19 protein-coding genes and 1 tRNA gene are annotated in these 24644 nt (G+C 65.1%); 8 read left to right on the top strand and 12 right to left on the bottom strand.

Features of this window, described 5'->3' with window-relative positions:
- Nucleotides 1–1113: a glycosyltransferase gene (locus tag ABFX23_RS01795; RefSeq protein WP_346031419.1), complete on the top strand. Its 1113-nt coding sequence runs from the start codon at nt 1–3 to the stop codon at nt 1111–1113.
- Here ABFX23_RS01795 and ABFX23_RS01790 read toward each other — a convergent pair.
- From ABFX23_RS01790 to ABFX23_RS01770, 5 genes are all read right to left on the bottom strand, one after another.
- Entirely contained in the window at nt 1029–1958 is a 930-nt protein-coding gene (locus tag ABFX23_RS01790) for a glycosyltransferase family 2 protein (protein ID WP_346031418.1), read from the bottom strand. The two genes, ABFX23_RS01795 and ABFX23_RS01790, sit on opposite strands and share 85 nt — an antisense overlap.
- On the bottom strand, nt 1955–3094 hold the full coding sequence (locus ABFX23_RS01785) for a hypothetical protein (RefSeq protein ID WP_346031417.1): 1140 nt from the start codon (nt 3092–3094) through the stop codon (nt 1955–1957). Before ABFX23_RS01785 ends, ABFX23_RS01790 begins: the two co-directional genes overlap by 4 nt.
- The gene (locus tag ABFX23_RS01780; RefSeq protein WP_346031416.1) at nt 3091–5163 is read right to left on the bottom strand and encodes an HAD-IIB family hydrolase; all 2073 of its coding nucleotides are present in this window, start codon (nt 5161–5163) and stop codon (nt 3091–3093) included. The genes ABFX23_RS01785 and ABFX23_RS01780 overlap by 4 nt, the downstream gene beginning before the upstream one ends.
- 182 nt (nt 5164–5345) lie before the next feature.
- A tRNA-Leu gene (locus ABFX23_RS01775) sits at nt 5346–5432 on the bottom strand.
- A gap of 120 nt (nt 5433–5552) precedes the next feature.
- Nucleotides 5553–6398, bottom strand: coding sequence for a zinc-ribbon domain-containing protein (locus ABFX23_RS01770; protein WP_346031415.1), 846 nt, complete (start codon nt 6396–6398; stop codon nt 5553–5555).
- 163 nt (nt 6399–6561) lie between these two features.
- Here ABFX23_RS01770 and ftsE point away from each other — a divergent pair, with 163 nt between their 5' ends.
- The 4 genes from ftsE to ABFX23_RS01750 are packed head-to-tail and all read left to right on the top strand — an operon-like array spanning nt 6562 to nt 9441.
- On the top strand, nt 6562–7296 hold the full coding sequence (gene ftsE / locus ABFX23_RS01765) for a cell division ATP-binding protein FtsE (RefSeq protein WP_346031414.1): 735 nt from the start codon (nt 6562–6564) through the stop codon (nt 7294–7296).
- A 59-nt stretch (nt 7297–7355) separates the two neighbouring features.
- Nucleotides 7356–8216 carry a cell division protein FtsX gene (locus ABFX23_RS01760; protein ID WP_346031413.1) on the top strand — a complete coding sequence of 287 codons (861 nt, stop codon included), beginning with the start codon at nt 7356–7358 and terminating at the stop codon, nt 8214–8216.
- The gene (locus ABFX23_RS01755; RefSeq protein ID WP_346031412.1) at nt 8213–8743 is read left to right on the top strand and encodes a YdcF family protein; all 531 of its coding nucleotides are present in this window, start codon (nt 8213–8215) and stop codon (nt 8741–8743) included. The genes ABFX23_RS01760 and ABFX23_RS01755 overlap by 4 nt, the downstream gene beginning before the upstream one ends.
- Nucleotides 8740–9441 (top strand): lysophospholipid acyltransferase family protein, encoded by a 702-nt coding sequence (locus ABFX23_RS01750; RefSeq protein ID WP_346031411.1) that lies wholly within the window; start codon nt 8740–8742, stop codon nt 9439–9441. The genes ABFX23_RS01755 and ABFX23_RS01750 overlap by 4 nt, the downstream gene beginning before the upstream one ends.
- On the opposite strand, the gene ABFX23_RS01745 is transcribed toward ABFX23_RS01750, so the two are convergent.
- Nucleotides 9438–10163 carry an Nmad3 family putative nucleotide modification protein gene (locus ABFX23_RS01745; protein WP_346031481.1) on the bottom strand — a complete coding sequence of 242 codons (726 nt, stop codon included), beginning with the start codon at nt 10161–10163 and terminating at the stop codon, nt 9438–9440. The genes ABFX23_RS01750 and ABFX23_RS01745 overlap by 4 nt on opposite strands.
- Nucleotides 10164–10253: 90 nt before the next feature.
- Between ABFX23_RS01745 and putA the strand changes: the two genes are divergently transcribed.
- The gene (gene putA / locus ABFX23_RS01740; RefSeq protein ID WP_346031410.1) at nt 10254–13361 is read left to right on the top strand and encodes a bifunctional proline dehydrogenase/L-glutamate gamma-semialdehyde dehydrogenase PutA; all 3108 of its coding nucleotides are present in this window, start codon (nt 10254–10256) and stop codon (nt 13359–13361) included.
- A gap of 9 nt (nt 13362–13370) precedes the next feature.
- Here putA and ABFX23_RS01735 read toward each other — a convergent pair whose 3' ends face one another.
- Nucleotides 13371–13886, bottom strand: coding sequence for a PilZ domain-containing protein (locus ABFX23_RS01735; protein ID WP_346031409.1), 516 nt, complete (start codon nt 13884–13886; stop codon nt 13371–13373).
- A gap of 166 nt (nt 13887–14052) precedes the next feature.
- On the opposite strand from ABFX23_RS01735, the gene dcd reads away from it, so the two are divergent.
- Nucleotides 14053–14607, top strand: a complete 555-nt coding sequence (dcd, locus tag ABFX23_RS01730; RefSeq protein ID WP_346031408.1) for a dCTP deaminase — start codon at nt 14053–14055, stop codon at nt 14605–14607.
- A 134-nt stretch (nt 14608–14741) separates the two neighbouring features.
- Complete coding sequence (locus ABFX23_RS01725; protein WP_346031407.1) at nt 14742–15341, top strand: nuclear transport factor 2 family protein; 600 nt, start codon at nt 14742–14744, stop codon at nt 15339–15341.
- A gap of 48 nt (nt 15342–15389) precedes the next feature.
- Here ABFX23_RS01725 and ABFX23_RS01720 read toward each other — a convergent pair whose 3' ends face one another.
- The 5 genes from ABFX23_RS01720 to rpoC form a co-directional block, all read right to left on the bottom strand.
- A complete protein-coding gene (locus tag ABFX23_RS01720) occupies nt 15390–17579 on the bottom strand; it encodes a TonB-dependent receptor (RefSeq protein ID WP_346031406.1) in 2190 nt (729 codons plus the stop codon).
- A gap of 95 nt (nt 17580–17674) precedes the next feature.
- The gene (gene gltX, locus ABFX23_RS01715; RefSeq protein WP_346031405.1) at nt 17675–19006 is read right to left on the bottom strand and encodes a glutamate--tRNA ligase; all 1332 of its coding nucleotides are present in this window, start codon (nt 19004–19006) and stop codon (nt 17675–17677) included.
- Nucleotides 19007–19075: 69 nt separating this feature from the next.
- Nucleotides 19076–19546 carry a hypothetical protein gene (locus ABFX23_RS01710; RefSeq protein ID WP_346031404.1) on the bottom strand — a complete coding sequence of 157 codons (471 nt, stop codon included), beginning with the start codon at nt 19544–19546 and terminating at the stop codon, nt 19076–19078.
- A gap of 88 nt (nt 19547–19634) precedes the next feature.
- Nucleotides 19635–20135: a hypothetical protein gene (locus ABFX23_RS01705; RefSeq protein WP_346031403.1), complete on the bottom strand. Its 501-nt coding sequence runs from the start codon at nt 20133–20135 to the stop codon at nt 19635–19637.
- A gap of 83 nt (nt 20136–20218) precedes the next feature.
- A complete protein-coding gene (rpoC, locus tag ABFX23_RS01700; RefSeq protein ID WP_346031402.1) occupies nt 20219–24592 on the bottom strand; it encodes a DNA-directed RNA polymerase subunit beta' in 4374 nt (1457 codons plus the stop codon).
- Nucleotides 24593–24644: the final 52 nt, after the last annotated feature.

Genomic DNA, 24644 nt, shown 5'->3' with positions numbered 1-24644 from the left:
GTGCATGTTGCCGTAATCGCCCACAATCGCCACGCGGTAGCCGAACCGTTCATGGGCGGGATGGAAGCCCACACCCACCTGTTATGCCGCGAACTGCGCGCGGCAGGGCACGCGGTAACGCTGCTGGCCGCAGGAGAAAGCGACGACGCCTGCCTCGCGCCGATCTGCCCAGCTCCCTACGAAGCGGAACTGCCGTGGGACATTTATCGCGGCACCCGGCAACTCGAAGATTTCCAGAGGCGGGCCTATGCCGCCGCGTTCGAAATCGTGCGGGCGGGCCGCTTCGACGTGGTTCACAACAATTCGCTGTTCCCGGCGCTGATCGACTGGGCGCGTCGGGACGGCATTCCCACGGTAACGACGCAGCACGTTCCTCCTTTCGCCAGGATGGCGGAAGCCGTGCGGCGGGCCGAGAACGACGATGCGGCCCGGATCACCTTCGTTTCCGAGAGCCAGGTGCCGCTGTGGTTCGCGCAGAAACCATCGAATGCCAGCGTCGTCTACAACGGTATCGATTGCCGCATCTGGCACCCGGGAGAGAAGCACTCGGGGCGCCTGGTCTGGACAGGTCGCATCACGCCGAACAAGGGTTTGCTGGAGGCCGTCGAAGCGGTGCGCCGGGCAGGCGCCGCGCTGGATATCGCGGGACAGGCCGAAGATCGAGAATATCTCGCTGCCTGCATGGCGGCCACCGGGGATGCCGACATCCGTTTCCTCGGGCAACTCCACGGCGAGGAACTGCGCGCGCTCGTCCGCCGCGCCAAGGCGGCACTGGTTACGCCCATGTGGGACGAACCGTTCGGACTTGTCGCGGCAGAGGCGCTGGCCAGCGGCGTTCCCGTCCTCGCTTTCGACCGCGGGGCGATGCGCGAGGTGGTGGGTCCGTGCGGCGTCGTGGTGGAAGCGGGATCGGTTGATGACCTGACACAAGCCATCATGCGCGCCGATGGATTCGACCGCGCTGCCTGCCGCGAGCGCGCCGTCAGCCGCTTTTCCGCCGAAGCGATGGTGGCCGCTTACGAAAGCGTCTATCGCGCAGCCATCGGGGCCGCTGCCACCGGTGCGGCAGCCTCTGCCTCCAGCTGCTCCAGAACGGCGGCGCTGCTGGCATAGGGCTGCATCTCCTGCTGCCGGGTCAGGGCGAAATCGGCCTCGTCCGGCTGGCGCAGCACGCGCCACCCATCCCCCGACCGTTCGATCAAACCCATCAGCGTGAAGGCGCGCAGCCAGTGCTGCATGGTCGGTTGCCCCCATTTCTCCTGGAAACGTTGCGCGTTGGCGATGACGCTTTCCAGGTGATGGACGGGCGGCATGTGATGCGGGTGATACTGGTGATAGGCCTTGGCGCCCCTCACCCACCAGATCGGCAGGCCCGCCGTCTGGACTGCGCGGCCAAAGTCGGTGTCCTCCCCGCCATAGCCGTCATAGCACTCGTCGAACCCGCCGGAGCGTTCGAAATCCGCTGCGCCGATGGCAAAATTGAGCGACCAGAAGCAGCGGTAGTCGCGGCAGGGGGCTGAGCGGGTTTCCGGCGGTCCGGCGCGTTCGGAATGCTTCTCGGCCAATCGTTCGAACCGGGCGTAGTCGATCCCGCCTTCGGTAGCTGCGGCAGGCAGGTAGCCGACCTCTCCCATCAGCACCCCGTCGTGATCCTGGGCCACACCGGCATAGTCCTCGATCAGCGTGGGATGGGGGATGCAATCGACATCGAGAAAGACCAGCAGGTCGCCGCGTGCCTCGCGCGCCGCGCGATTGCGCCCGGCGGCAAGCGGTATGCCGTCGCTGCCGAGCACGATCTGGCGGATCGGGAAGCTGGCTTCGGGCAGGCGATAGGATTGGTGCTGCATCACCGCGATCACCAGTTCGCACGGCGGCCTGCGCGAGTTCGATAACCCAGTCACGAGATTGCGCAGGTGTTCGTCGCGGCCGTGGGCCAGTGTGCAGACGGATACCTTCATGTCGGCAACTCTTGCCTCTCGGCCTGCACCCCCGTGCCGGCCCAGATCCGTGTCGCGAGTTCGTCCAGCCAGATGGCGGCGCGTCTCGCGGCGTGCTCGTCAATCAGCGCTTGCTGCGCCTCTGTGTCGAGCCGGGACGCGGCGTCCCAGAGCTTGCGCCATGATCCGGTGTGGGAGGGCCAGGTCTTCGTTACGGCCGCAAGTCCGGCATCGGTGAGGGCCTCGGCCTTGCACAGTTGCTCGTCGAAATAGCGCCACTCCGGAACCACGATCCACGGCTTCCCGGCCGCGCAGACCATGTGGACCGTGGTGTTCCCGCAGCTCGAGACGATGCCATCGGCAGCCGCGATCCAGTCTGCCGGGTTGTCGACCCAGCCCTTGTGGGCAAGGTTGCCGGGCGGCGTTTCGTGCCACTCGCTGCTGATTTCGCCGATGGTGATCCACAGCGCGTCGCAATCGTCGCGCGCGCCCAGCGTCAGCGGCGCAGTGGGCATGCCGCCCCCACCGCTTCCTGCCACGACCAGCACGATGCGCTTGTCCTGCGGCAGGTCGAGCCGGCGGCGTGCCTCTTCGCGCGAGGGCATCCGGCCGGTGCTGATGCCGAGGCCGGGTGCATAGTGCGTCTTGCCCAGCATCCAGGCTGGCCTGCCGGGCTGTTCCAGCTTCGCGGCATAGGGCGCAAGGATGCCGACGGCGCTTTCGTAAGAGGCCATGTGCCCCATATCGTCCCGCTCGCCGTGCTGCAGCACTGCGACATGCGGCACCGAGGCTATGCGCGCCAGTTGCCCGAGTTCGGCAGAAACATCGGTGACGAACAGCGCCGCGTCGTTCTGGTCGAACCATTGCAGCAAGGTGGCTGTCGCATGACGGACGGAACGCCATCCCAGCGGTGCGCAATGCAGCGTTTCCGGGGTCCGGTGATCGGAAAGCGCCGCCGGTTCGTCGCCCGTGGGTTCGAAAAGCGAGGGGATGGTTGTCACCTGCACCCGCTCGTCCAGCGCGGGAAATATATCGTCCCGCGCGCAGAACAGCGTGATCGGCCGCTGCGTCACCAGTTCGTTTGCAAGGGCCGCGGCTCGTTCGGCATGGCCGCGGCCCTGATGGTGGACGAAATAGCCTATGGGTCGCTTGCTCATGCTGCTTTCTCCGCCTGCATGGAGATGGATCGCCGCCGCCGTGAGTGGATCAGGTGCCCCTCCAGAACGCCGCCCGCGTGCGACCGGCGGGCGACGTAGACGTTCGGTGCCGACACCAGTCGGTCGAGATCGCTGTCGTGGTTGCCCACCAGCACTGCGTTAGCGCATTCCTGCAGCATGTCGAAATCGTTGCCACTGTCACCGACCGCCACGATGCGGTGCGGTGCGATCTCGGTCTGCCGGGCGACGTGCAGCATTGCGGCGCCCTTCCCTGCCCGTGCGGGCAGGACATCGAGCAGGCGCTGGTGGCTGTAGATCACCTTTGCCTCGATGCCCGATGCGGCCAGCAAGCGACGGACACGGCCCGCCACTGCCGGATCGTCTGCGAAATAGGATCGCTTCCAACGGCGCTGCTCGACAGCCGATTGCGGCGTCAGCCCGCGCACCGTGGCGAGCAGGGCGTCGATTTCCTCAGGATGCCAGTTCGCGCCGATTGAGCTGGCGAAGTCCTGATCCAGCTCCAGTCCGCTATCGCCCTGCCGGTAGACCTCGCTACCAACGCTGGTGATGAAGATGTCTGGCTGCGGTAACCGCCATTCGCGCAGGATCCGCCGCGCCTCGACAAGGCTGCGCCCGGTCGCAACGCAAAAGGACAGGTCGCGGCGCCGTTCGACATACCGGCGAAAGCGCTGCGCGCTTGCTGCACAGCCGGTCAACGTGTTGTCTATGTCGCAGACGAGTAGCTCCTCGGCAGGACAGGACGATGGGGACGATCGGCGGCGTTGCAACACGTCTCCCGCAAGCTGCACGAAGCCATCGGCATACACATCCCAGCTCATGTCGCGGCAATTCTCGCGCCCGTTGCGCGCGGCCCGCAGCCAGGCCTCGCGGTCGGTGAGCAGGTTCAGCGTTGCAGAGCCGATCGCCTCGATATCCGTCGGGTCGACCAGCGCTCCATGTTCGAGCTCGTCAAGAATATCGCTCGGCCCGCCATTACGGGTTGCAACGACCGGCAGACCGTGCGCCGCCGCCTCGATCAGGGTCAGGCCATATGGCTCGGTAAGCGCGGGATTGACGAACACGCCGCCCGAGGCGCTGGCCAGGGCATAGAGCGAGCGGACATCCTCCTGCGTATGGCGGGGGGGATAGGCAACCTTTCCATAAAGGTCATGCCGGTCGATCAGGTCGACAAGACCGGCAATCACGCCGCGCTGCTCCCTCTCCCCGCTGGAGAGGCCGGACCGAAGCCCGGCAAGGATCACGAGGTTGGCCGCGCGCTGCAGCGACTCGCTCCTGCCGTATGCCTCGACCAGCGCGTGCAGGTTCTTCTTCGCCACAGGACGGGCGATCGCGAGGATCACGGGCTTGTCCGGCTCTCGCAGGAACGGGGCGATAAGGCGCTCGGCTGGGGCGAAATCGGGCTTTGCTGAAGCCGCGAGCGTCCCCGGTCGCAGGCGGTGGACGCGCGTCGGCTCGCAGCCGTCGTATTGCAGCAACTGCCGCTCGCACTCATCGCGCGACGACGCCACAATGGCATCGGCGTGGCAGACAGCGCGCGTTTCTTCGGCGATGCGACCTTGCAAACCGGCGGCAGCGCCGTGCTGCATCGAGCGCAGCTTGTCGATCCCAAGCGAGTGCGCGGTGTAGACGTAGGGAATACCCAGCCGCCTGCGCACTTCGCAGGCCACGTCGGCAGCATCGGCGAAATGGGCGTGGATCAGGTCAGGCAACCGGTCGCGCGATTGCAGTTCGGCGATGAAAGCCTCGGTGAATCCGGCGCGATCCGCGGCCAGTGCTTCCTTGGCCAGGTATCGGCGATCGCCGCTGTCGATGCGGGTGATCGAGGGTCCGCAGGGCAGGACTTCACGCGACCGGGCATAGTCCGCGCCGAGGCTGTCATCGTCGAACAGGCGCGTGACGATTTCGGCCTTTTCCACCTTCGGATGGGCCGCAAGCGCCGCCATCTCGCCAAGGATATAGGCGATGTGGCCGCCTGTATCCTCGGTGAGCCCGTAACGGACGGGAGGCGCCTTGATACACCCTCCCAGTGCGAGAGAAATAATGTGCAAACTGAATGCTTTCGATGATTCGAGTACCATCGAGAAGCAGTTTCGGAGCGCCCCCGTTCCAAGTTTAGGAATTCCTATCGCGGGAACGCTTTCACGCGCGACGACGCGCTACCCTGGACCGGCGACGGTTGGGCCACGCTAATCCCGGCGCGGTCTGGTTCTTCGCTGATTTTTGGACTGTTTGGTGCGGTCGAGAAGACTCGAACTTCCACGGCCTTTCGGCCACAACGACCTCAACGTTGCGCGTCTACCAGTTCCGCCACGACCGCACACCGATACAGACAGGCGGGCCGCAGCCCGCCGTGGTAGGAGCGCGCCACTAGCAAGAAGGCATCCCCGCTGCAAGCAGACTCTTGCAGCGAAATGACGCGGCGCGAAAAAGGCTGCGGCTACTCGGGTTTCCAGCCGAATTCGGCGAAGGCCGCGCGGCGCGGGATATCCGTCACGGCTTCGTTGATCGTTACCGTCTCGCCGGGTGCCAGTTCACGCTGCGGCGGCGGGATTTCGTAACTGAAGACGATGGTGTCGCGGGCATCGCGTAGCACGATCAGGATGGTGGGCAGCGTGCGGGTCTCGGTCCCGATGTTGGTGACGCGCCCGCTCGCACCGAAGAATTCGGTGCCGTTGGGCAGCGTCCGGCGCTCCTGCTCTTCGGGTGGGAAGTCCAGTTGCAGGTCGGGCTGGTCGGCAGCGAAGGTGGGACGCTCCACCGGCACCCAGTCGGGCAGGCCCCAATAACTCACGGCGAAAATCGTGCCGGCGACGACGGCGGCGAAGATGGCCGCCGCCCAGGTCCACATCTTCAGCGGGTTGCGGCGGGGGCGGAAAGGCGGCTCCGCATCGAAAGGCGACTGCCCCTCGTCATCTGCCAATACGCCGTAACCCTGGGGCTCCACCACGGGAGGCGGGGCCACGGGCTCCTCTGTCTCAGGTTCCGGTTCCGGTTCCGGTTCGGGCTCAGGCTCAGGCTCAGGCTCCGGCGGGGCGACGACCGGAGGTTCGGGTTCGGTCTGCTCGTCCGACTCTGGCGGCGGCGGGGGTGGAGGCGGCGGCGCCTGTTCGGGCTGAGGCGCCGGCTCGGGCGAAGCTGCGTCGCTGGCGGGCCTTGCCAGGTCATGCCCTTCCTGGAACCAGCTATGGCGGCACTTCGCGCAGCGCACGGTGCGTCCCTCCACGCCGACGGCGGTATCGGGCACGACGTAACGCGTCGAGCAGGCGGGGCACTGAATTATCATTGCACTACATAACCCCTAGGCCCAGCGATCGCCTGCGGGCAAGCGTGCGGGGTCGCAACAGGGGCACGGTTGCGCCTTTTTTCCACAAGCACCAGCGCATATATCCGGCGCCGATGGCCGCAACGCTCTTTCCCGCGCCCCGAGAAGGCACTAGCAAGCGGCCATGAGCGCGGCCGGAAGAGAGTGGGGGGACTCCATCGTCCAGTTCGACAATGTCGGGCTGCGTTACGGCACCGATCGCGAGGTGCTGAGCGATATCTCCTTCACGCTATACCCCGGCAGCTTCTATTTTCTCACCGGCGCGAGTGGTGCTGGCAAGACTTCGATGCTGAAGTTGCTCTATCTCGCCCAGCGCCCCACGCGCGGTGCGATCCGCATGTTCGGGCACGACCTGATCACCCAGCCGCGCAAGGCGCTGCCCGCTTTCCGGCGGCGCATCGGCACCGTCTTCCAGGATTTCCGGCTGATTCCGCACCTGACCGCGTTCGATAACGTGGCCCTTCCCTTACGCATTTCCGGCATGGCGGAAGGCGAGATCCAGAAGCCCGTGGCCGACATGCTGGAATGGGTGGGCCTGTCCCACCGCAGCGACGCGCGCCCGGCCACGCTGTCAGGGGGCGAACAGCAGCGCGTTGCCATCGCCCGCGCAGTGATAGCCCGGCCCGAGATACTGGTGGCGGACGAGCCGACCGGCAACGTCGACCCGGAAATGGCGGTGAAGCTGCTGCGCCTGTTCGAAGCGCTCAACCGGCTCGGCACCACGGTGGTGGTGGCGACCCACGACGTACACCTCCTGCGCAAGGTGCCGGATTCGCTGATCATGCGGCTGGACAAGGGCAAGCTGTCCGATCCCACGGGCGCGCTGCGCTATCCGCCCAGGCGAGAGGTTCGGGCCTGATGGCGCTCGGCGCAGTCATACGTCGCGGTGCGCCGCGGTTCGGCGGGTCTTCCGCGCGAATGATGCCGCAGGCGCGCATTGCCGGACCGATGCCGTGGGTGATCGCCATCATGATCGCGCTTACCGTCATGGCGACAGGCGCGGGGCTGGCCTTGAACAATATCGCGTCCAACGCCCGGGCGGAAATTGCGGGCGGTGTAACCGTGCAGGTGGTGGAAGGCGCACCGGCCGCGCGTGAGCGCCAGGCCCGGCGCGCCGTCACTTTCCTGACGGGCCGCGGGGATGTCGCCTCCGTTCGCCGCGTACCTGACGAGGAACTTGCCGTCCTGCTGGAGCCGTGGCTGGGACCGGCGGCCACCAACAGCGAGGCCGTGCCCACACCCGCGCTGATCGACGTGCGCCTGTCCGGCCCGGTCACGGCACGGCGGCTGCAGGACCTGCGCGCCGAACTGGTGCGCGAAGTGCCCGCTGCCCGGCTGGACGCACAGGCGGGCTGGCTTGCCCCGGTGTTCGATGCCATCCGTTCGCTGCAATACCTTGCCATCGGCCTGATCGTACTGCTGGCCTTTACCAGCATTGCCGCTGTATGGCTGGCCGCGCGCAGCGCGCTTGGCTCCAACCGCGAGACGATCGACGTGATTCACCACCTTGGCGGGACCGACGGGCAGATCGCCCGCATCTTCCAGCGTTCCATCGGCATGGACGCGGCCCTTGGCGGCGCGGCAGGGCTGGCGCTGGGTACCGGCGCGATCTTCGTGCTGGGACAGCAGTTCACCGGCCTCGGCTCCGGCCTTGTCGCGGGCGGCGCGCTGCACTGGCAGGACTGGCTCGCCATTGCCGCCGTGCCGGTGATCGGTGTGGCGCTGGCCGTGCTGACCGCGCGCTATACCGTCATCGGCGCGCTTCGGAGGATGCCATGACTCTTCGCCGCATCCTTGCCGTGCCGCTGATCGCGTGGGCGCTGGGTTTCATCTGGTTCACCGTCGCCCTGCCGCAGCCTGCGCCGCAGTCGCGCACCGATGCCATCGTGGTGCCCACGGGCAGCGGCGGGCGCATTCAGCGCGGGCTGGAGATGTTGCAGGCGGGCGCGGCGGAGCAGATGCTGGTGACGGGCGTCGATGCCAGCGTGCAGCCGGGTGAGTTCGTGGAGCAGTTCGCCGTGCCGCAGCGGGTGATGGACTGCTGCGTCACGCTCGGCTTTTCCGCTCTCGACACCCGCGGCAACGCGCGCGAAACGGCAGAGTGGCTGGACGAGCGCAATTATCACTCGCTGCGCCTCGTCACTGCAGACTGGCACATGCGCCGCGCTGCCGCCGAGCTGGAGGACCAGTTGCCGGATAACGTGACCGTTCTGCGCGATGCGGTGCGGTCCGAACCCAGCCTTGCCACCCTGTTCATGGAATATCACAAGCTGATCGCGGTAAGGACGCTGCAAATCCTGGGATGATCTACCTGCGCAACATTGCCTTTTACATCGTCTTCTACGGCGGCTCCATCTTCATGGTGCTGGCGGCTGTGCTGGCTGCTCGCATTGCGCCAGGCAAGGTGCGCGGGGTGTGCGACAACTGGTCCGCCCTGCACCGCTGGGCGTGCGAGAAGCTGCTGGGCATCCGCGTGGTCGAGACGGGCACGCGGCCAGACTTCCGGGCCTTCTACGCCATCAAGCACGAGAGCTTTTTCGAGGCGATCGACCTGCCGCATGGGTTCGATTACCCGGCCCTGTTCGCCAAGCAGGAACTGTTCGACATTCCCGGATGGGGCACGGCCGCTCGCGAATACGGCGTGATCCCCGTGGCGCGCGAAGAAGGCGCGAAGGCACTGCGCGCGATGATCCGCGAAGCGAACCGGTTCATCGACCAGGGCCGTCCCATCGTGATCTTCCCCGAGGGCACCCGCGTTCGCCACGGCACGCAGCCGAAGCTGGGAGCCGGCTTTGCCGCGCTCTACAAGCTGCTGGGCCTGCCGGTGGTGCCCGTGGCGGTGGACAGCGGGCCGAACTACCACCGCAAGTGGAAGCGCCCCGGCACGATCACCTATCACTTCGGCGAACCGATAGAACCGGGCCTGCCTCGCGCGGAAATAGAAGCGCGCACCCACGCCGCGATGAATGCGCTCAATCCACCCGAGGTCGCGGAGCAGCCCTAGCTCTCGATCTCCGCGATAATGGCGGCCAGCCATTCGCGAGCGTCCCCGCGCTCGCCGATATCGGCCACGAATTCCTGCCCCCGCGCCACGCTTTGCAGGCGGTCGCCCTCCCGCCAGCGATCCGCCCGGTCGTGATAGGATAGCCCCGTCTCGCGCAGCCAGCCGGGCACCTGCCACAGGCTGGGCGGCCCCTCCGGCACCGTCAGGCGCAAGGCATCGCTGGCGCGCGCAGCCGTGCAGCCGTTACCGAGATAGGCTGTGTCGTTCGCGGCGTGCAGACCAATGGCATGGGGAACGCCCAGTCGCTCTAGTTCTTCCACCCTCGCGGGCGGCGCATCGGTCAGCGGCAGCACCTCCTCCACTTCCAGGTACGCGAAAATGCGGTGGTGCGGCTTGCCGCCTTCTTCCCGGAACAGGCCGAAGAACACGAACACATCGCCTGCGCCGACTCCCTGCCGCTCCAGGTGAGTCTGCGCCGCGCCGCACTGGCCGAGGATGGCGCGGCCATCGTGCAGGAACATCGGATCGTGGTGGCAAAGGTCCGTCGCGCCCAGCTTTCCGCGACTGGCGGCACGGGCAAGTTCGCCCAGACCGAGATCGCCGTAACGAGTGCGCGAAAGCCCTCCGCTCGCCGGAATCGGAAGACTTTTCGGGCGCTTATCGACCACAGGAGAGGGACCCCCTCCGGCAGAAGAATCGAAACCTTTGCGGCTCAGGACCATTCTCATCAATCACGCCCTAGCAATCGCACGGCGTCGCTACACCCTCGACTTTGCTTGATAACTTCGGAAACCATGTCCATGTCCCACCCAATGGCCCTAGATAGAACCGCGCTTCGCAATGCCTACCGCCAGGACGAGGACACCTGCCTGGCCGAACGGATGGAACAGGCTTCCATCGTCAACCAGCTGCACGAGAAATCCGCCAGTCTCGCCAGCAAGCTGATCCTCGATGCGCGAAAACGCGAAAGCAGCGGGCTGGACGCCTTCCTGCACAGCTATGGCCTGAACACGGACGAGGGCATTGCCCTCATGTGCCTTGCCGAGGCGCTGCTGCGCGTGCCGGACGAGGAAACCGCCGACGCGCTGATCCGCGACAAGGTGGCGACGCAGGACTGGGCCGAGCACATCGGCGAGAGCGGCAGCGTGTTCGTGAACGCCGCCACCTTCTCCCTGATGCTGACCGGCGAAGTGCTGCGCGGCGGCAAGAGCCAGGAGAAGGGCCTCGCCAATGCGCTGCGCCGCGCGACGGGCCGCATGGGCGAGCCGGTTATCCGCAACGCCACCTGGCAGGCCATGCGCATCATCGGCGGCCAGTTCGTCTATGCCCGCACCATCGAGGAAGCGATGGGCCGCGCCAAGCCGGAGAAGAAGCGCGGACTGACACACAGCTTCGACATGCTCGGCGAAGCGGCGATGACCTTTGACGATGCCGAGAAGTACGCCAATGCTTACTGGGACGCGATCGAGCGGCTCGCCGAGGAACCTGGCGACGTGCACACCGGCCCCGGCATTTCGGTGAAGCTGTCGGCGCTCTATCCCAAGTACGATTTCTACCACGCCGAGGCGGCCCGCAAGGCCATCGTGCCCATCGTCAAGGAACTGGCGATCAAGGCGCGCGAGGCGAACATCCACTTCACCATCGACGCCGAAGAGGCCGAGCGGCTGGAACTCAGCCTCGACATCTTCGAAGACCTGATGAAGGACGACGAGCTGTTCGACGACGGCACCGAGGAAGGCTGGACCGGCTTCGGCCTTGCCATCCAGGCTTACCAGAAGCGCGGCGTGCCGCTGTGCAAATGGGTGGCGAAGCTTGCCCGCAGGCACGAACGCAAGCTGTTCGTGCGGTTGGTGAAAGGCGCCTACTGGGACGCCGAGATCAAGCTTTCCCAGGTTGGCGGGCACACCGATTTTCCCGTGTTCACCCGCAAGGTGGGCACCGACGTATCCTTTCTCGCCTGCGCCAACGAGCTGCTGAAGGCCGAGGACTCGATCTATCCCGCCTTCGCCACGCACAATGCCTATACCATCGGCGCGATCCTCGCGATGGCGGGGGATACCCCGTTCGAATTCCAGCGCCTGCACGGCATGGGCGAGGAAATATACGGCGCACTCGCCAAGATGCAGGGCGACAGGAAAACGCCGGTGCGCATCTACGCGCCTGTCGGCGGGCACAAGGAACTGCTGGCCTATCTCGTCCGCCGCCTCCTGGAAAACGGCGCGAACTCCAGTTTCGTCAACCGCATGGCCGATGCCGATGTGCCGGTCGAGGAACTGGTGACGAACCCGATCAGCGACCTTGCCGCGATGCGCCCCTATCGCAACCCGGCTATTCCGCTGCCGATCGATATCTATCCCAACCGGCGCAACTCGATGGGCGTGGACCTTGCCCATCCGCCCGAGTTCGAGGAATTACAGGAAAAGCTCGCCTACTGGCGGCAGGATCATCCCGTCGCTCGCCCCACCCTGATGGCAGACGTGGAGCACGAGAAACACGAAGTCCGCGCCCCGCAATCGGGCAAGGTCGTGGGCCACCAGGTGATGGCCAGCGAGCGCGACGTGGACCTCGCCCTCGCCCGCGCCGTGGCAGCACAGCCGATGTGGGATGCGATGGGCGGTCAGGCCCGCGCGGACCTGCTGATCAAGGCGTCGGACCTGCTGGAAGACAACATGGCCCGCTTCATGGACCTGTGCCGCCGGGAAGCGGGCAAGACCATGATGGACGGCGTGCTGGAAGTGCGCGAAGCCGTGGATTTCCTGCGCTACTACGCCTGCGAGGCGCGCATGCTGTTCGGTGCCCCGCAGCCGTTGCCCGGCCCGACGGGCGAGCAGAACCTGCTGCGCCTGCACGGGCGCGGCGTGTTCGCCACGATCAGCCCGTGGAACTTCCCGCTGGCGATCTTCATGGGCCCTGCCGCCGCCGCGCTTGCCGCAGGCAATACGGTAGTGGCCAAGCCAGCCGAGCAGACACCGCTGATCGCCGCGCTCGCCATCGACCTGTGCCACGAGGCCGGAATCCCCAAGGACGTGCTGCAACTCCTCCCCGGCGACGGCAAGGTCGGCGCGGCGCTCACTTCCGATCCACGCGTGACGGGCGTGGCTTTCACCGGTTCCACGGGGACGGCCCACGCCATCAACCGCTCGCTCGCCGCGCGAGAGGGCGCCATCGGTACGCTGATCGCCGAGACCGGCGGGATGAACGCGATGGTGGTCGATTCCTCCGCCCTGCCCGAACAGGTGACGCGCGACGTGATTGCGTCTGCCTTCCAGAGCGCAGGCCAGCGCTGTTCGGCCCTGCGCGTTCTGTACCTGCAGGAAGATGTGGCGGACGAGATGCTGGAAATGATCAAGGGCGCGTTCAAGGCGCAGGTGATCGGCGATCCCGCCAATCTGAGCACGGACATCGGCCCGGTGATCGACGCCGAAGCGCGCGAGAAACTGCAGAAACACGTGCAGGAAATGATCGACGCGGGCTTCCCCGTGTGGCGCCGTTCGATGCCGACAGAGTGCGAGCAGGGCAATTTCTTCTCGCCCACCATCATCGAGATCGGCTCCATTCTCGACCTCGACGAAGAGCAGTTCGGCCCGATCCTGCACATCTGCCGCTATCCGGCAGGCAGCCTCGGCAAGGTGCTGGATGACATCAACTCCACCGGATACGGCCTGACGCTGGGCCTGCACAGCCGCATCGACGAGACCCGCCGCTTCGTGGAAGCGCGCGCGAAGGTCGGCAACTTCTACGTCAACCGCAACCAGATCGGCGCGGTGGTGGGCAGCCAGCCGTTCGGCGGCGAAGGCCTGTCGGGCACCGGTCCCAAGGCGGGTGGCCCGCATTATGTGACGCGGTTCGCCACGGAGCGGGTGACGACGATCGACACCACGGCAGCAGGCGGCAACGCGAGCCTGCTGGCGGGAGGATAACGTTAAGGGTCAGCCGATCGCTGGCGAGAGAAATCCCAGCGCGTAGACGAAGCTGCCTGCGAGCAGCAGGCTCAGGACTGCGAACATTGCCAGGAGCAGGTCGGGCATCGGGGAGGGTTCGGGATACCTTGCCCGTGCCTCGCGCACCCATTGCTTTGCCTCCTCTTCCGGTATGGGCGGCGCAAAGGCGGGCGCGGCCAGCAGGACGGCGCTGACCGCGGCCTCCGTTATCGGTTCGTCGAAGGCCGCGCCGAATTCCCAGCCGATATCGGAATAGCTTTCCCGGACGATCGTGGCCGTCACCGTCCCCGCCTCTGGCACGACAATCTGGATCTGCTCGCCGATCTCGAAGCTGGCGGACGTCTGCAACCGCATCCCGGTGGTGGAAATATCCATGATGAGGACGCGGGCCCTGCCGCGACGCGCAGCCGTGTCGAAACCCAGCTTGAGCGTGCGACGCTTCGCACTTCGCCGATCGACGAGTGAGAAAGCAGACTGGTCGAGACTGGCGATTCTGGGCAGCACGGAAGACCTCCGCCCCCAAAATCGCCGCGCATGATTGAAATCCGGTAAAGAACAGACTGGCCAAATCCCTGTCCGGCCTGCTTTTTCCTGCCACACCGATCGTCGTTAAGGGGGATAACCTTGCGCCCCACTTGCCCCGCCCCGCCTCTTCGGGAATCCCTCTTGCATGGCGATTCTTTCAGACAAGTGGATTCGGGAACAGGCAACGTCGCAAGGCATGATCGAGCCGTTCGTGGAGGCCCAGCGGCGCGACGGGTGCATATCCTACGGCCTTTCCAGCTTCGGCTACGACGCGCGGGTGGCGCCCGAGTTCAAGATTTTCACCAACGTGAATTCAGCCGTGGTGGACCCCAAGAATTTCGATGGCGACAGCCTGGTGGACCGGGAAACCGACGTCTGCATCATCCCGCCCAACTCATTCGCTCTTGCGCGCACGGTGGAATATTTCCGCATTCCCGAAGACGTGCTGGTGATCTGCCTCGGCAAGAGCACCTATGCCCGCTGCGGCATCATCGTGAACGTCACGCCGCTGGAGCCGGGCTGGGAAGGCCACGTGACCCTGGAATTCTCCAACACCACGCCGCTTCCCGCCAAGATCTACGCGAACGAGGGCGCGTGCCAGTTCCTGTTCCTGCAGGGCAACGAACGGCCCGAAGTCACCTATGCCGACCGGGCGGGCAAATACATGGGCCAGCGCGGGGTGACGCTGCCGAGACTGTAGTTTGTTCTGCGAACCCGCCTCCGCGGGTTCGTCCTCGCTAGACGCGCAGGCAAGCTGCGCCCGCTGCGGTTCGGCCTTGTGGTCCGCAGTTTGCGCACCGATGATACGTTCGCATAGTTATCGAGGGAGAGATGATGCCGACAAACGAAGACCTGCTCGCCCGGATCGAGGCTTTGGAAGCGCGCGCGACCGCGGCGGAGGATTATCGCGTGCTGATGAACCTGCAGGCCGCCTACGGCTACTATGTCGACAAGGGCCTGTGGGACAAGGCGGCGGACCTGTTCGCGGAGGAAGGCACGCTCGAGATCGCCGGACGCGGTGTCTACGTGGGGCGCGAACGAGTTCGCGAATACCTGAAGTGCCTGCCCGAATACCGCGACGGCGTGATCTTCAACCACATGCAGTTGCAGCCCGTTCTGCACATCGACAGCGAGGCAGGCACCGCGAAGGGCCGCTGGCGCACGCTGATGATGGTGGGGATCATGGAAGCCGAAGTCGGCCGCTGGGGCGAGGCGACCTACGAGAACACCTACGTGCGAGAGCGCGGCAAGTGGCGCATCGCGTCCCTGCACGGGATCATCAATTTCTACTGCGAATACGACGAGGGCTGGCACAAGGGCGGCGTTCCCCTCCTTCGCTCGACCGAGGGCATAAGCCCGGACCGCCCGCAGACGTTTGAATACGAAGCGCACCCCAAGGCGGTGATCGCGCCGTTCCATTACGACGAGGTTTGAGGGCTCGCCGCGAACGCGCGCAAACGCGCTCGCGGCGACACCGATCGACTAGAAACTGACCCGCGCGGTCAGCTTGAAGTTGCGCCCGGTCATCGGCACGAACTCCTTGGTGAAGCTGGTGTGGCGACGGCCTTCGACATCGAAGATGTTGTCCACCTGAGCGATGATCGTCAGGTTCTCGCGCCCTTCGAACGGGTGCCAACCCAGCGAGGCGTTGACCATGGTGAACCCGTCGGTGGCGGTCTCGAATGGAGCCACGTCGGTCTGGCTGTCGTACCACTCCACTTCGCCGCGCAGGTCGAAGTGGTCCCACCGGCCTTCCAAGGCGCCATAGAGGCTCAACGGCGGGATGCGCGGGGCGTTGGTTCCATCGTCGAACTCCACGCTGGTGTAGGCACCGCGCACATCACCCAGAAGCGAGAAGTCGCGGCCTTCGATGACCGGGAAAGTGATCTGTGCTTCAGCGCCCCACTGGTCCGCATCCTGTTGCAGGAATGCGAAGACCGGCAGGTCGTCTTCCTCATCACCGGTGCCGGCAAGGTAGATGAAATCGTCGAACCAGTTGCGATAGATACTGGCGTTGATCTTGATCTCGCCAATCTCGCCGCGAACGTAGCCTTCCGCGCCCCAGCTGCGCTCGATGTTCAGGTCGGGGTTGCCGATCTCGAACTGCTGCGTGGCGATGTGCGGCCCTTCGGCGTAGAGTTCCGCCGCCGTGGGCGCGCGTTCCGTGTGGGAGACGTTCAGCCCTGCGCGGAAATCGTTGAAGAACGCGTAGCTGCCGCCGACCGAGGCAGAGACGGTGTCGAAATCACGCTCCAGACCCAGCGTCGAGGCTTCGATTTCGGTGTTCTCGTAACGCGCACCGGCTTCCAGTTCGAAGGGGCCGAAGTATAATTCCTGCAAGGTGAACAGCGCCAGTGTCTCGACGTTGTTGGGCGGAATGTAGGCTTCCGCTCCCGTTGCGACAAAGTCCTGCGCCGAGAACTGCGCGCCTGTGGCCCCGCTCCAGCCGCCGCGGCGCGACTGCACCAGCTCTACGCGGCCCTCCACGCCTTTGACCTCGAATACGGTGCCAACTTCCTCACCTTCGAACTCGGTATGGGTGTAGTCGGAATAGCCGATCCGCGACTGGACGGAATCGAAGAACCCCTCGCCAAGATCGATGTTGGCGCGGAAATCGGCGCGGTAACGGCGCAGGCCGATGGAGACGGCTTCCTCGCCTTCTTCCTCTCCTTCGAGATCGTGATCTTCCTCGCCCTCGTGGTCTTCGTCACCATGCTCTTCCTCGCCGTGGTGATGGTGGCCCACGCCCGGAGCACCGGGAACGCCGTATTCGGTGTCGTAATAGTCGAACGAAACCCCGAAATTGCTCTCGCCGGAGAAGAAGGCGATGCCCGTCCCGGCGGACCATGTTTCGCTGTAGGTGTTGGGCACGGTGCCGGAGATATTGGCGGCCTCGCGCAGTTCCTCGGCTTCCTCGAAGGCGCCTTCTTCCTCTTCCTCGGCAGCGTCGGCCAGCAGGTCGGCGCGCAGGGCGTCGGAAGCGGCGAAACCGGGAATCTCGATGTCGTCGGTGTTGCGATAGGAACCGTCGACGTGGAATACGATGTTGTCCGTTACCCTCGTATCGAGCGAGACGCCGCCTTCCCAGAGGCCCGTGGCACTATCCACCCCGCCGAGCATGTCGAGATGGAACGGCTCGTCGGGGATGCCGGGCGGGATACGCTTGGTGATGACGTTCACTGCGCCGCCGATGGCCTGGCTGCCGTAGAGCAGGACGGCGGGGCCGCGCAGGACCTCGATGCTCTCGGCGATCAGTGGATCGGCGGCCACCGCGTGGTCGTCCGATGCGCCTGAGGCATCGATCGTGCCGATGCCGTTAAGGAGGACGCGGACTCGGTCCCCGCCGAAGCCGCGCAGGATCGGACGGGAGGCGCCCGGCGCGAAGCCGCTGGCCTCAACCCCAGGCAGGCTGGCGACGATATCGCCCACCTGCCCCGCGCTTTCGCGCTGCAACTGCATGCCGGAAAGGACGGAAGTGCCGGCGATCACGTCCAGCCGGTCGACGCCGCTGGCGGTGACATAGATGGCGCCGTGAAAGTCGTCGTTCGCCACTTCGCCGCGCTCGTCAACAGCCTCAACCTCACTGGAGGCGGGTTGCTGCGGAGCTTCCTGCGCCAGCGCGTGTGATGGAATAACAACACTTGCCAAAAGCAGGGCGGTCTTGCGGATCATTGGGCAATTCTCTCAGTTCAGGTAACGATGTAACATCGCGCATCTAGAGAAAGCGCGCTGAACGTCAAGTGAGCAAGTGCGAAAAAGGCCGGAAGTTAGCCGCGCGCGGCGGATTGCAGACGGGCGCGCGCCTCTGTCTCACCGATCAGCGGGAGCAGTTCGCCCATGTCGGGGCCGTGGTTCATGCCGGTCAGCGCCTGACGCAGCGGCAGGAACAGCGCCTTGCCCTTGCGGCCGGTTTCATTCTTCAGGCGCGCAGTCAGGTCCCCCCACGGGTTCGCGGACCATTCGAGCGCTTCGGCGGCCTGCGCCAGATAGGCCCGCGTCTCGTCGTCGAACGCGGGTTGCTCGACCGGGCCGGTGACGATGGACCACCACTCGCCTGCATCGCCGACCCGCTCCAGGTTCGGACGGATGGCGTGCCATGCGGCCTCGTCCATGCCTTCAGGCAGGCGGTCAGCCACGCGCGCGTAGTCAAACTGGTGCACGATGGCGGTGTTGATGCGATCCAGCTCGGCATCGTCGAACTTCGCCGGCGCGCGCCCAAAGGTGGAAAGATCGAATGTGTTTACAAGCGTTTCCCGCGCAGCAATTGGCTCCACCGGCTGGCTGGTGCCGAGCCGCGCCAGCAGGGCTACCAGCGCTTCGGGTTCGGTGCCGCGCTCGCGGAATGCGTCGCATCCCAAAGAGCCGAGACGCTTCGAGAGCTTGCCTTCCTTGCCCACCAGCAGCGCCTCGTGCGCGAAGCGGGGCGGCGCGGCGCCGAGTGCGGTAAACATCTGTATTTGCACGGCCGTGTTGGAAACATGGTCCTCGCCGCGCAGCACGTCGGTGATGCCCATGTCGATATCGTCCACGGCGCTCGGCAGCATGTAGAGCCACGAACCATCGGCGCGGCGGATCACCGGGTCCGAAAGCTGGCTCGAGTCGAACTTCTGCGGGCCGCGCACGCCGTCTTCCCAGGTGATGGCTTCCTCATGGTCGAGCATGAAGCGCCAGTGCGGGGCGATGCCTTCTGCCTCTTTCGCGGCGCGTTCATCGTCTGTCAGTTTCAATGCCGCACGATCGTAGATCGGGGGCAACCCGCGCCCGAGCTGAATCTTGCGCTTGAGCTCCAGCTCCTGCTGCGTTTCGTATGCCGGGTAGATCCGCCCCGCAGCACGCAGTTTTTCGAATGCATCTTCGTAAAGGGCAAGTCGTGCCGACTGGCGCTCCTCGACATCGGGGGCGAGGTCCAGCCAATCCAGGTCCTCGCGGATAGCCTCGACGTATTCCTCTTTGGAACGCTCGGCATCGGTATCGTCGATCCGCAGCACGAAGCGCCCGCCCGCCTTGCGCGCCAGCATCCAGTTGTGCAGCGCGGTGCGGATATTGCCGACGTGCAGCCGGCCCGTGGGCGAAGGAGCGAAGCGGGTAATCGTGGTCATGGCCAAGGCGGTTAGCCCGCTTGGCGATTGCTCACAAGCGATACGCTGCCCCCAGCTTAGCGACGCGGTTCAAATGGTCGGGTCGGCGGCGGAGAGTTCCGCTACGGCGTGGCTGGTTATCTCATAGAGGCGTTCATGGCGTTCGCGGCGAACCAGCCCGTCGAGCACCGCCGCGAATGCCTGCCGGTCGCCGCCGCGCGCCGCTTCGGCCATCTGGGCGAATACGGTCTCGTCCGGCGTCAGCGCATGACAGCAGGGCCGGCTGACCATGGCGTTTTCTGGCCAGGCGCGGGAGCAGGCTTGCGAGAAATCCAGCACGGCGCGCGCAGCCGTGAAAGAGTTCAGGCGCTGCGACAGGTCCACCAACGGATCGCGCTTTGCAGCAATGCTGCCAGCCAGCAGGCGAACGCTCAGTACCAAGGTTACGGCGTGGGCGGGGAACTGGCTGGCGACGACGGGCCGCTGCAAGGCATCGACCAGCATTGCGCGGGAGGTTTTCGGCAGCAGGGCGGCGGCGATGGGAGCGTTGGAGCGGGACATGGGCGGACCTTTTGTGGCGGCGATTCGAGAACCAGCCTAACGTGCTGCAATCTAATTGCAACTCATTCGCATTAGCGCTTCTGTTCGCCTACTGGGAGAACAGGGTAACGCTGTGCCCGCCACCTTCGATCAGGATACCGTTCGAGGGCAGGCGACCAACGGTATCGGCAAGGTCCAGCGCACGGGCCACTTCGTCCAGTCGCGGCGGGATGCCCACCGTGCAGACCGGCGGCGGCGGTGCGCCCGGTTCGACCGGATTGCTCGGCCTGCCCTCACCGGTGGTTATGCGAAGTCCCTCGATCCGATAGCTGAAAGCGAAGTTCGCGCAGCGCGGCTCCCACCAGATTTCTTCCGCGTCTGCGCTCAGCGCCAGCCCGTAAGGTTCGTCGAAGGGCTCCCCGTCGATCCCGGCAACGCGCCATTCTCCGGCAAGCGTATCGATAGGTGAAATGGCGGTGGTGGGTGGCGGCGGTGCGGAATTCTCCACCCCCTCTTTCGCGGGCAGGGTCGTCAGTTGCTCGCCCTCGCCCTCCGGTTCCGGAGTGCAGGCTGGGAGCGCCAGCATGACGACAAGAGCAGCAAGCCTCATGCCATCACAACGCACAAGACACGAAAAAGCCCCGGCGGATCGCTCCGCCGGGGCCTCTTCAATTGCGATCAGGACTTTACCGATCAATCCTCGGCATCGTCCTTCTTGGCGATGGCTTCGGGCTCTTCGCCTTCGTCGTCGCGCTTGTATTCGCCAGCGTCGGCATCGGTGCCTTCGCCGCTGTCCACCATGGTTGCCATGGTGGCATCGCCGGTGGCGGCATCTGCCGGATCACGGGCCAGTTCAGCCTCGTGCTGCTCGGTGGCGGAATCGGCTGCAACGACAGCTTCTTCCTTCTCCGCAGCCTTGGCTTCCTCGGCCGCGACCAGGGCATCCTGCATCTTCTTGTACTGTGCACGCAGCGCAGCATCACGCGAAGAAGCCGTCACGCGCATGCGGTTCATACCCGCACCCGTGCCCGCCGGGATCAGGCGACCCACGATCACGTTTTCCTTCAGGCCAACGAGCGTGTCCTTCTTCCCTTCGACCGCCGCCTGCGTCAGTACGCGGGTGGTTTCCTGGAACGAAGCGGCAGAGATGAACGAACGCGTCTGCAGCGATGCCTTGGTGATGCCCAGCAGGATCGGAGTGCCCTTGGCAGGGTCCTTGCCCTTGGACAGCTTGGCATTCACTTCGTTCATCTCGGCAAGGTCGACCTGTTCGCCCGGCAGCAGAGTGGTGTCGCCGCCGTCGGTGATCTCGACCTTCTGCAGCATCTGGCGAACGATCACCTCGATGTGCTTGTCGTTGATCTTCACGCCCTGGAGTCGATAGACTTCCTGGATCTCGTTCACGAGGTACTCGGCCAGGGCTTCCACGCCCAGCACGTCAAGGATGTCGTGCGGGTTGGGGCTGCCCGAGATCAGCGTGTCGCCCTTCTTGACGAAGTCGCCTTCCTGGACGTCGATCACCTTGGTCTTCGGCACCAGGTACTCCACCGGATCGCCCTCTTCCGGAACGATCGCGATCTTGCGCTTGGCCTTGTAGTCGCGGATGAATTCCATCCGGCCGCTGATCTTGGCGATCACGGCAGCGTCCTTCGGCACGCGGGCCTCGAACAGTTCGGCCACACGCGGCAGACCACCGGTGATGTCGCGGGTCTTGGCGGCTTCACGCGAAGCACGGGCAAGGATGTCACCTGCCTGCACTTCCTGACCGTCCTCGACCGAGAGCGTGGTGCCCGGCGCCAGCATGTAGCGCGCGGCTTCGCTCTCGTCCCCGGCTTCGTTAAAGAGAGTCATGCGCGGACGCAGGTCTTCCTTCTTCGAACGGCCCGCGGCACGATATTCGGTGACAACGCGCTGCGCGATGCCGGTGGCTTCGTCCACGCGCTCTTCCAGGGTCTTGCCTTCGGCGAGGTCCTGGTAACGCACGATACCGGCCTGCTCGGTGATGATCGGCAGGGTGAACGGGTCCCACTCGGCCAGACGATCGCCTTCCTTCACCTCGGCACCGTCCTCGAACATGAGGACCGTACCGTAAGGCACGCGGTGGATGGCGCGCTCGCGCCCTTCGGCGTCGACCACGACCATTTCGCCGTTGCGAGCCAGCGACAGGCGACGGCCCTTCTTGTCCATGATGGTCGGCATGTCGCGGTACACGACCTTGCCGTCCGAGATGGATTCGAGGTGCGAGGTTTCGTTCACCTGCGCCGCGCCGCCGATGTGGAAGGTACGCATGGTCAGCTGCGTGCCCGGCTCACCGATGGACTGTGCGGCGATCACGCCGACGGCCTCACCGATGTTCACCGGCGTACCGCGAGCAAGGTCGCGGCCGTAGCAGGTGGCGCAAACGCCCTGTTCGGCTTCGCAGACCAGCGGAGAGCGGATCTTTGCCTGCTGCACTTCGGCTGCCTCGATGGCGGCGGCCATAGGCTCGTCCACCATCTCACCGGCCTTCACGATCACCTCGTCGGTGGAGACGTTCACGATGTCCTCGGCCACGGTGCGGCCCAGGATACGCTCGCCCAGGGATGCGATGACCGAACCGCCCTGAACGATGGCGCGCATTTCCAGCGCGTTCTCGGTCTTGCAGTCCGTCTCCACGATCGTGCAGTCCTGCGACACGTCGACCAGACGGCGGGTCAGGTAACCCGAGTTGGCCGTCTTCAGCGCCGTATCCGCCAGGCCCTTGCGCGCGCCGTGGGTGGAGTTGAAGTATTCAAGAACGGTCAGACCTTCCTTGAAGTTCGAGATGATCGGCGTCTCGATGATCTCGCCCGAAGGCTTGGCCATCAGGCCGCGCATACCGGCCAGCTGCTTCATCTGGGCCGGGCTACCACGGGCGCCGGAGTGGCTCATCATGTAGATCGAGTTGACCTGCGCCTCGCGACCGTTCTCGTCCTTGGGTGTGGCCTTGATCTCTTCCATCATGGCAGCGGCAACCTGGTCACCGCAACGCGACCAAGCGTCGATGACCTTGTTGTACTTTTCCTGCTGGGTGATGAAGCCATCCTGGTACTGCTGCTCGTAATCGGCAACCAGCGCCTTGGTCTCCTCGATCATCCCTTCCTTGCTGTCGGGAATGATCATGTCGTCCTTGCCGAACGAGATGCCGGCCTTGAACGCGTGACGGAAACCGAGCGACATGATGGCATCGGCGAACAGCACCGTGTCCTTCTGGCCGGTGTGACGATAGACTTCGTCGATCACGTCGCCGATGTCCTTCTTCGTCAGCAGGCGGTTCACCACCTCGAAGGGCACCTTGTGGCTCTTCGGCAGGCACTCGGCGATCAGCATGCGGCCGGGCGTCGTATCCACGCGCTGCATGTAGGTGTTGCCGTCCTCGTCCGTCTGCGGGACGCGGGTGGTGATCTTCGAGTGATAGGTGACGGCACCGACGTGAAGCGCCTGGTGCACCTCGTCGATGTCGGCCAGCACGCGGCCCTCGCCCGGCTCGCCTTCGCGGTCCATGGAGAGGTAGTAGAGGCCCAGCACCATGTCCTGCGAGGGCACGATGATCGGCTTGCCGTTTGCGGGCGAGAGGATGTTGTTGGTCGACATCATCAGCACGCGCGCTTCCAGCTGGGCTTCCAGCGAAAGCGGCACGTGGACGGCCATCTGGTCACCGTCGAAGTCGGCGTTGAAGGCCGAGCAGACGAGCGGGTGCAGCTGGATGGCCTTGCCTTCGATGAGGACCGGCTCGAACGCCTGGATGCCGAGACGGTGAAGCGTCGGCGCGCGGTTCAGCAGAACCGGGTGCTCGCGGATCACTTCGTCGAGGATGTCCCAGACTTCCTTGCGCTCCTTCTCCACCCACTTCTTCGCCTGCTTCAGAGTCATGGAGAGACCCTTGGCATCGAGACGGGCGTAGATGAACGGCTTGAACAGTTCGAGCGCCATCTTCTTGGGCAGGCCGCACTGGTGCAGCTTCAGCTCCGGGCCGGTCACGATGACCGAACGGCCCGAATAGTCGACGCGCTTGCCGAGCAGGTTCTGACGGAAGCGGCCCTGCTTGCCCTTCAGCATGTCGGACAGCGATTTCAGCGGGCGCTTGTTAGCACCCGTGATCACGCGGCCACGGCGGCCGTTGTCGAACAGCGCATCGACCGATTCCTGCAGCATGCGCTTTTCGTTGCGCACGATGATGTCGGGCGCGCGCAGTTCCATCAGGCGCTTCAGGCGGTTGTTACGGTTGATGACGCGGCGATAGAGATCGTTGAGGTCCGACGTCGCGAAGCGGCCACCGTCCAGCGGCACCAGCGGGCGCAGTTCGGGCGGGATGACCGGCACGACTTCGAGGATCATCCATTCCGGGCGGTTGCCGGAGTCGATGAAGCTTTCGACGACCTTCAGGCGCTTGATGATCTTGGCGGGCTTCAGCTTGGACTTCGTGGTTTCCAGCTCTTCCAGCAGGTCCGCACGCTCCTGTTCGAGGTCCAGATCCATCAGCATGATCTTCACCGCTTCGGCACCGATGCCGGCGGTGAAGGCGTCTTCGCCGTATTCGTCCTGCGCTTCGAGCAGTTCGTCCTCGGTCAGCAGCTGGAACTTCTCCAGCGGCGTGAGGCCCGGCTCGGTGACGATGTAGCTTTCGAAGTACAACACTCGCTCGAGCTGCTTCAGCTGCATGTCGAGCAGCAGGCCGATGCGGCTGGGCAGCGACTTCAGGAACCAGATGTGCGCGACGGGCGCGGCCAGTTCGATGTGGCCCATGCGCTCACGACGAACCTTGGTGACGGTGACTTCGACGCCGCACTTTTCGCAGACGACGCCCTTGTACTTCATGCGCTTGTACTTGCCGCACAGGCACTCGTAGTCCTTCACCGGACCGAAGATGCGGGCGCAGAACAGGCCGTCACGCTCGGGCTTGAACGTGCGGTAGTTGATGGTTTCCGGCTTCTTGATCTCGCCGAACGACCACGAGCGGATGCGCTCGGGCGAGGCAATGCCGATCTGGATCTGGTCGAAGGTTTCCGGCTTGGCCAGCTGGTTGGTGAATTTGGTCAGTTCGTTCATGTCTTCACTTCCCTTGGGGGGATTAACAGGGGTTGGCGGGGAGACGGCCCGC

Origin of the sequence: Erythrobacter westpacificensis, assembly GCF_039542285.1 — a bacterium.
Lineage (GTDB): Bacteria > Pseudomonadota > Alphaproteobacteria > Sphingomonadales > Sphingomonadaceae > Alteraurantiacibacter > Alteraurantiacibacter westpacificensis.
This window is presented reverse-complemented; position numbering and strand designations above follow the sequence as displayed.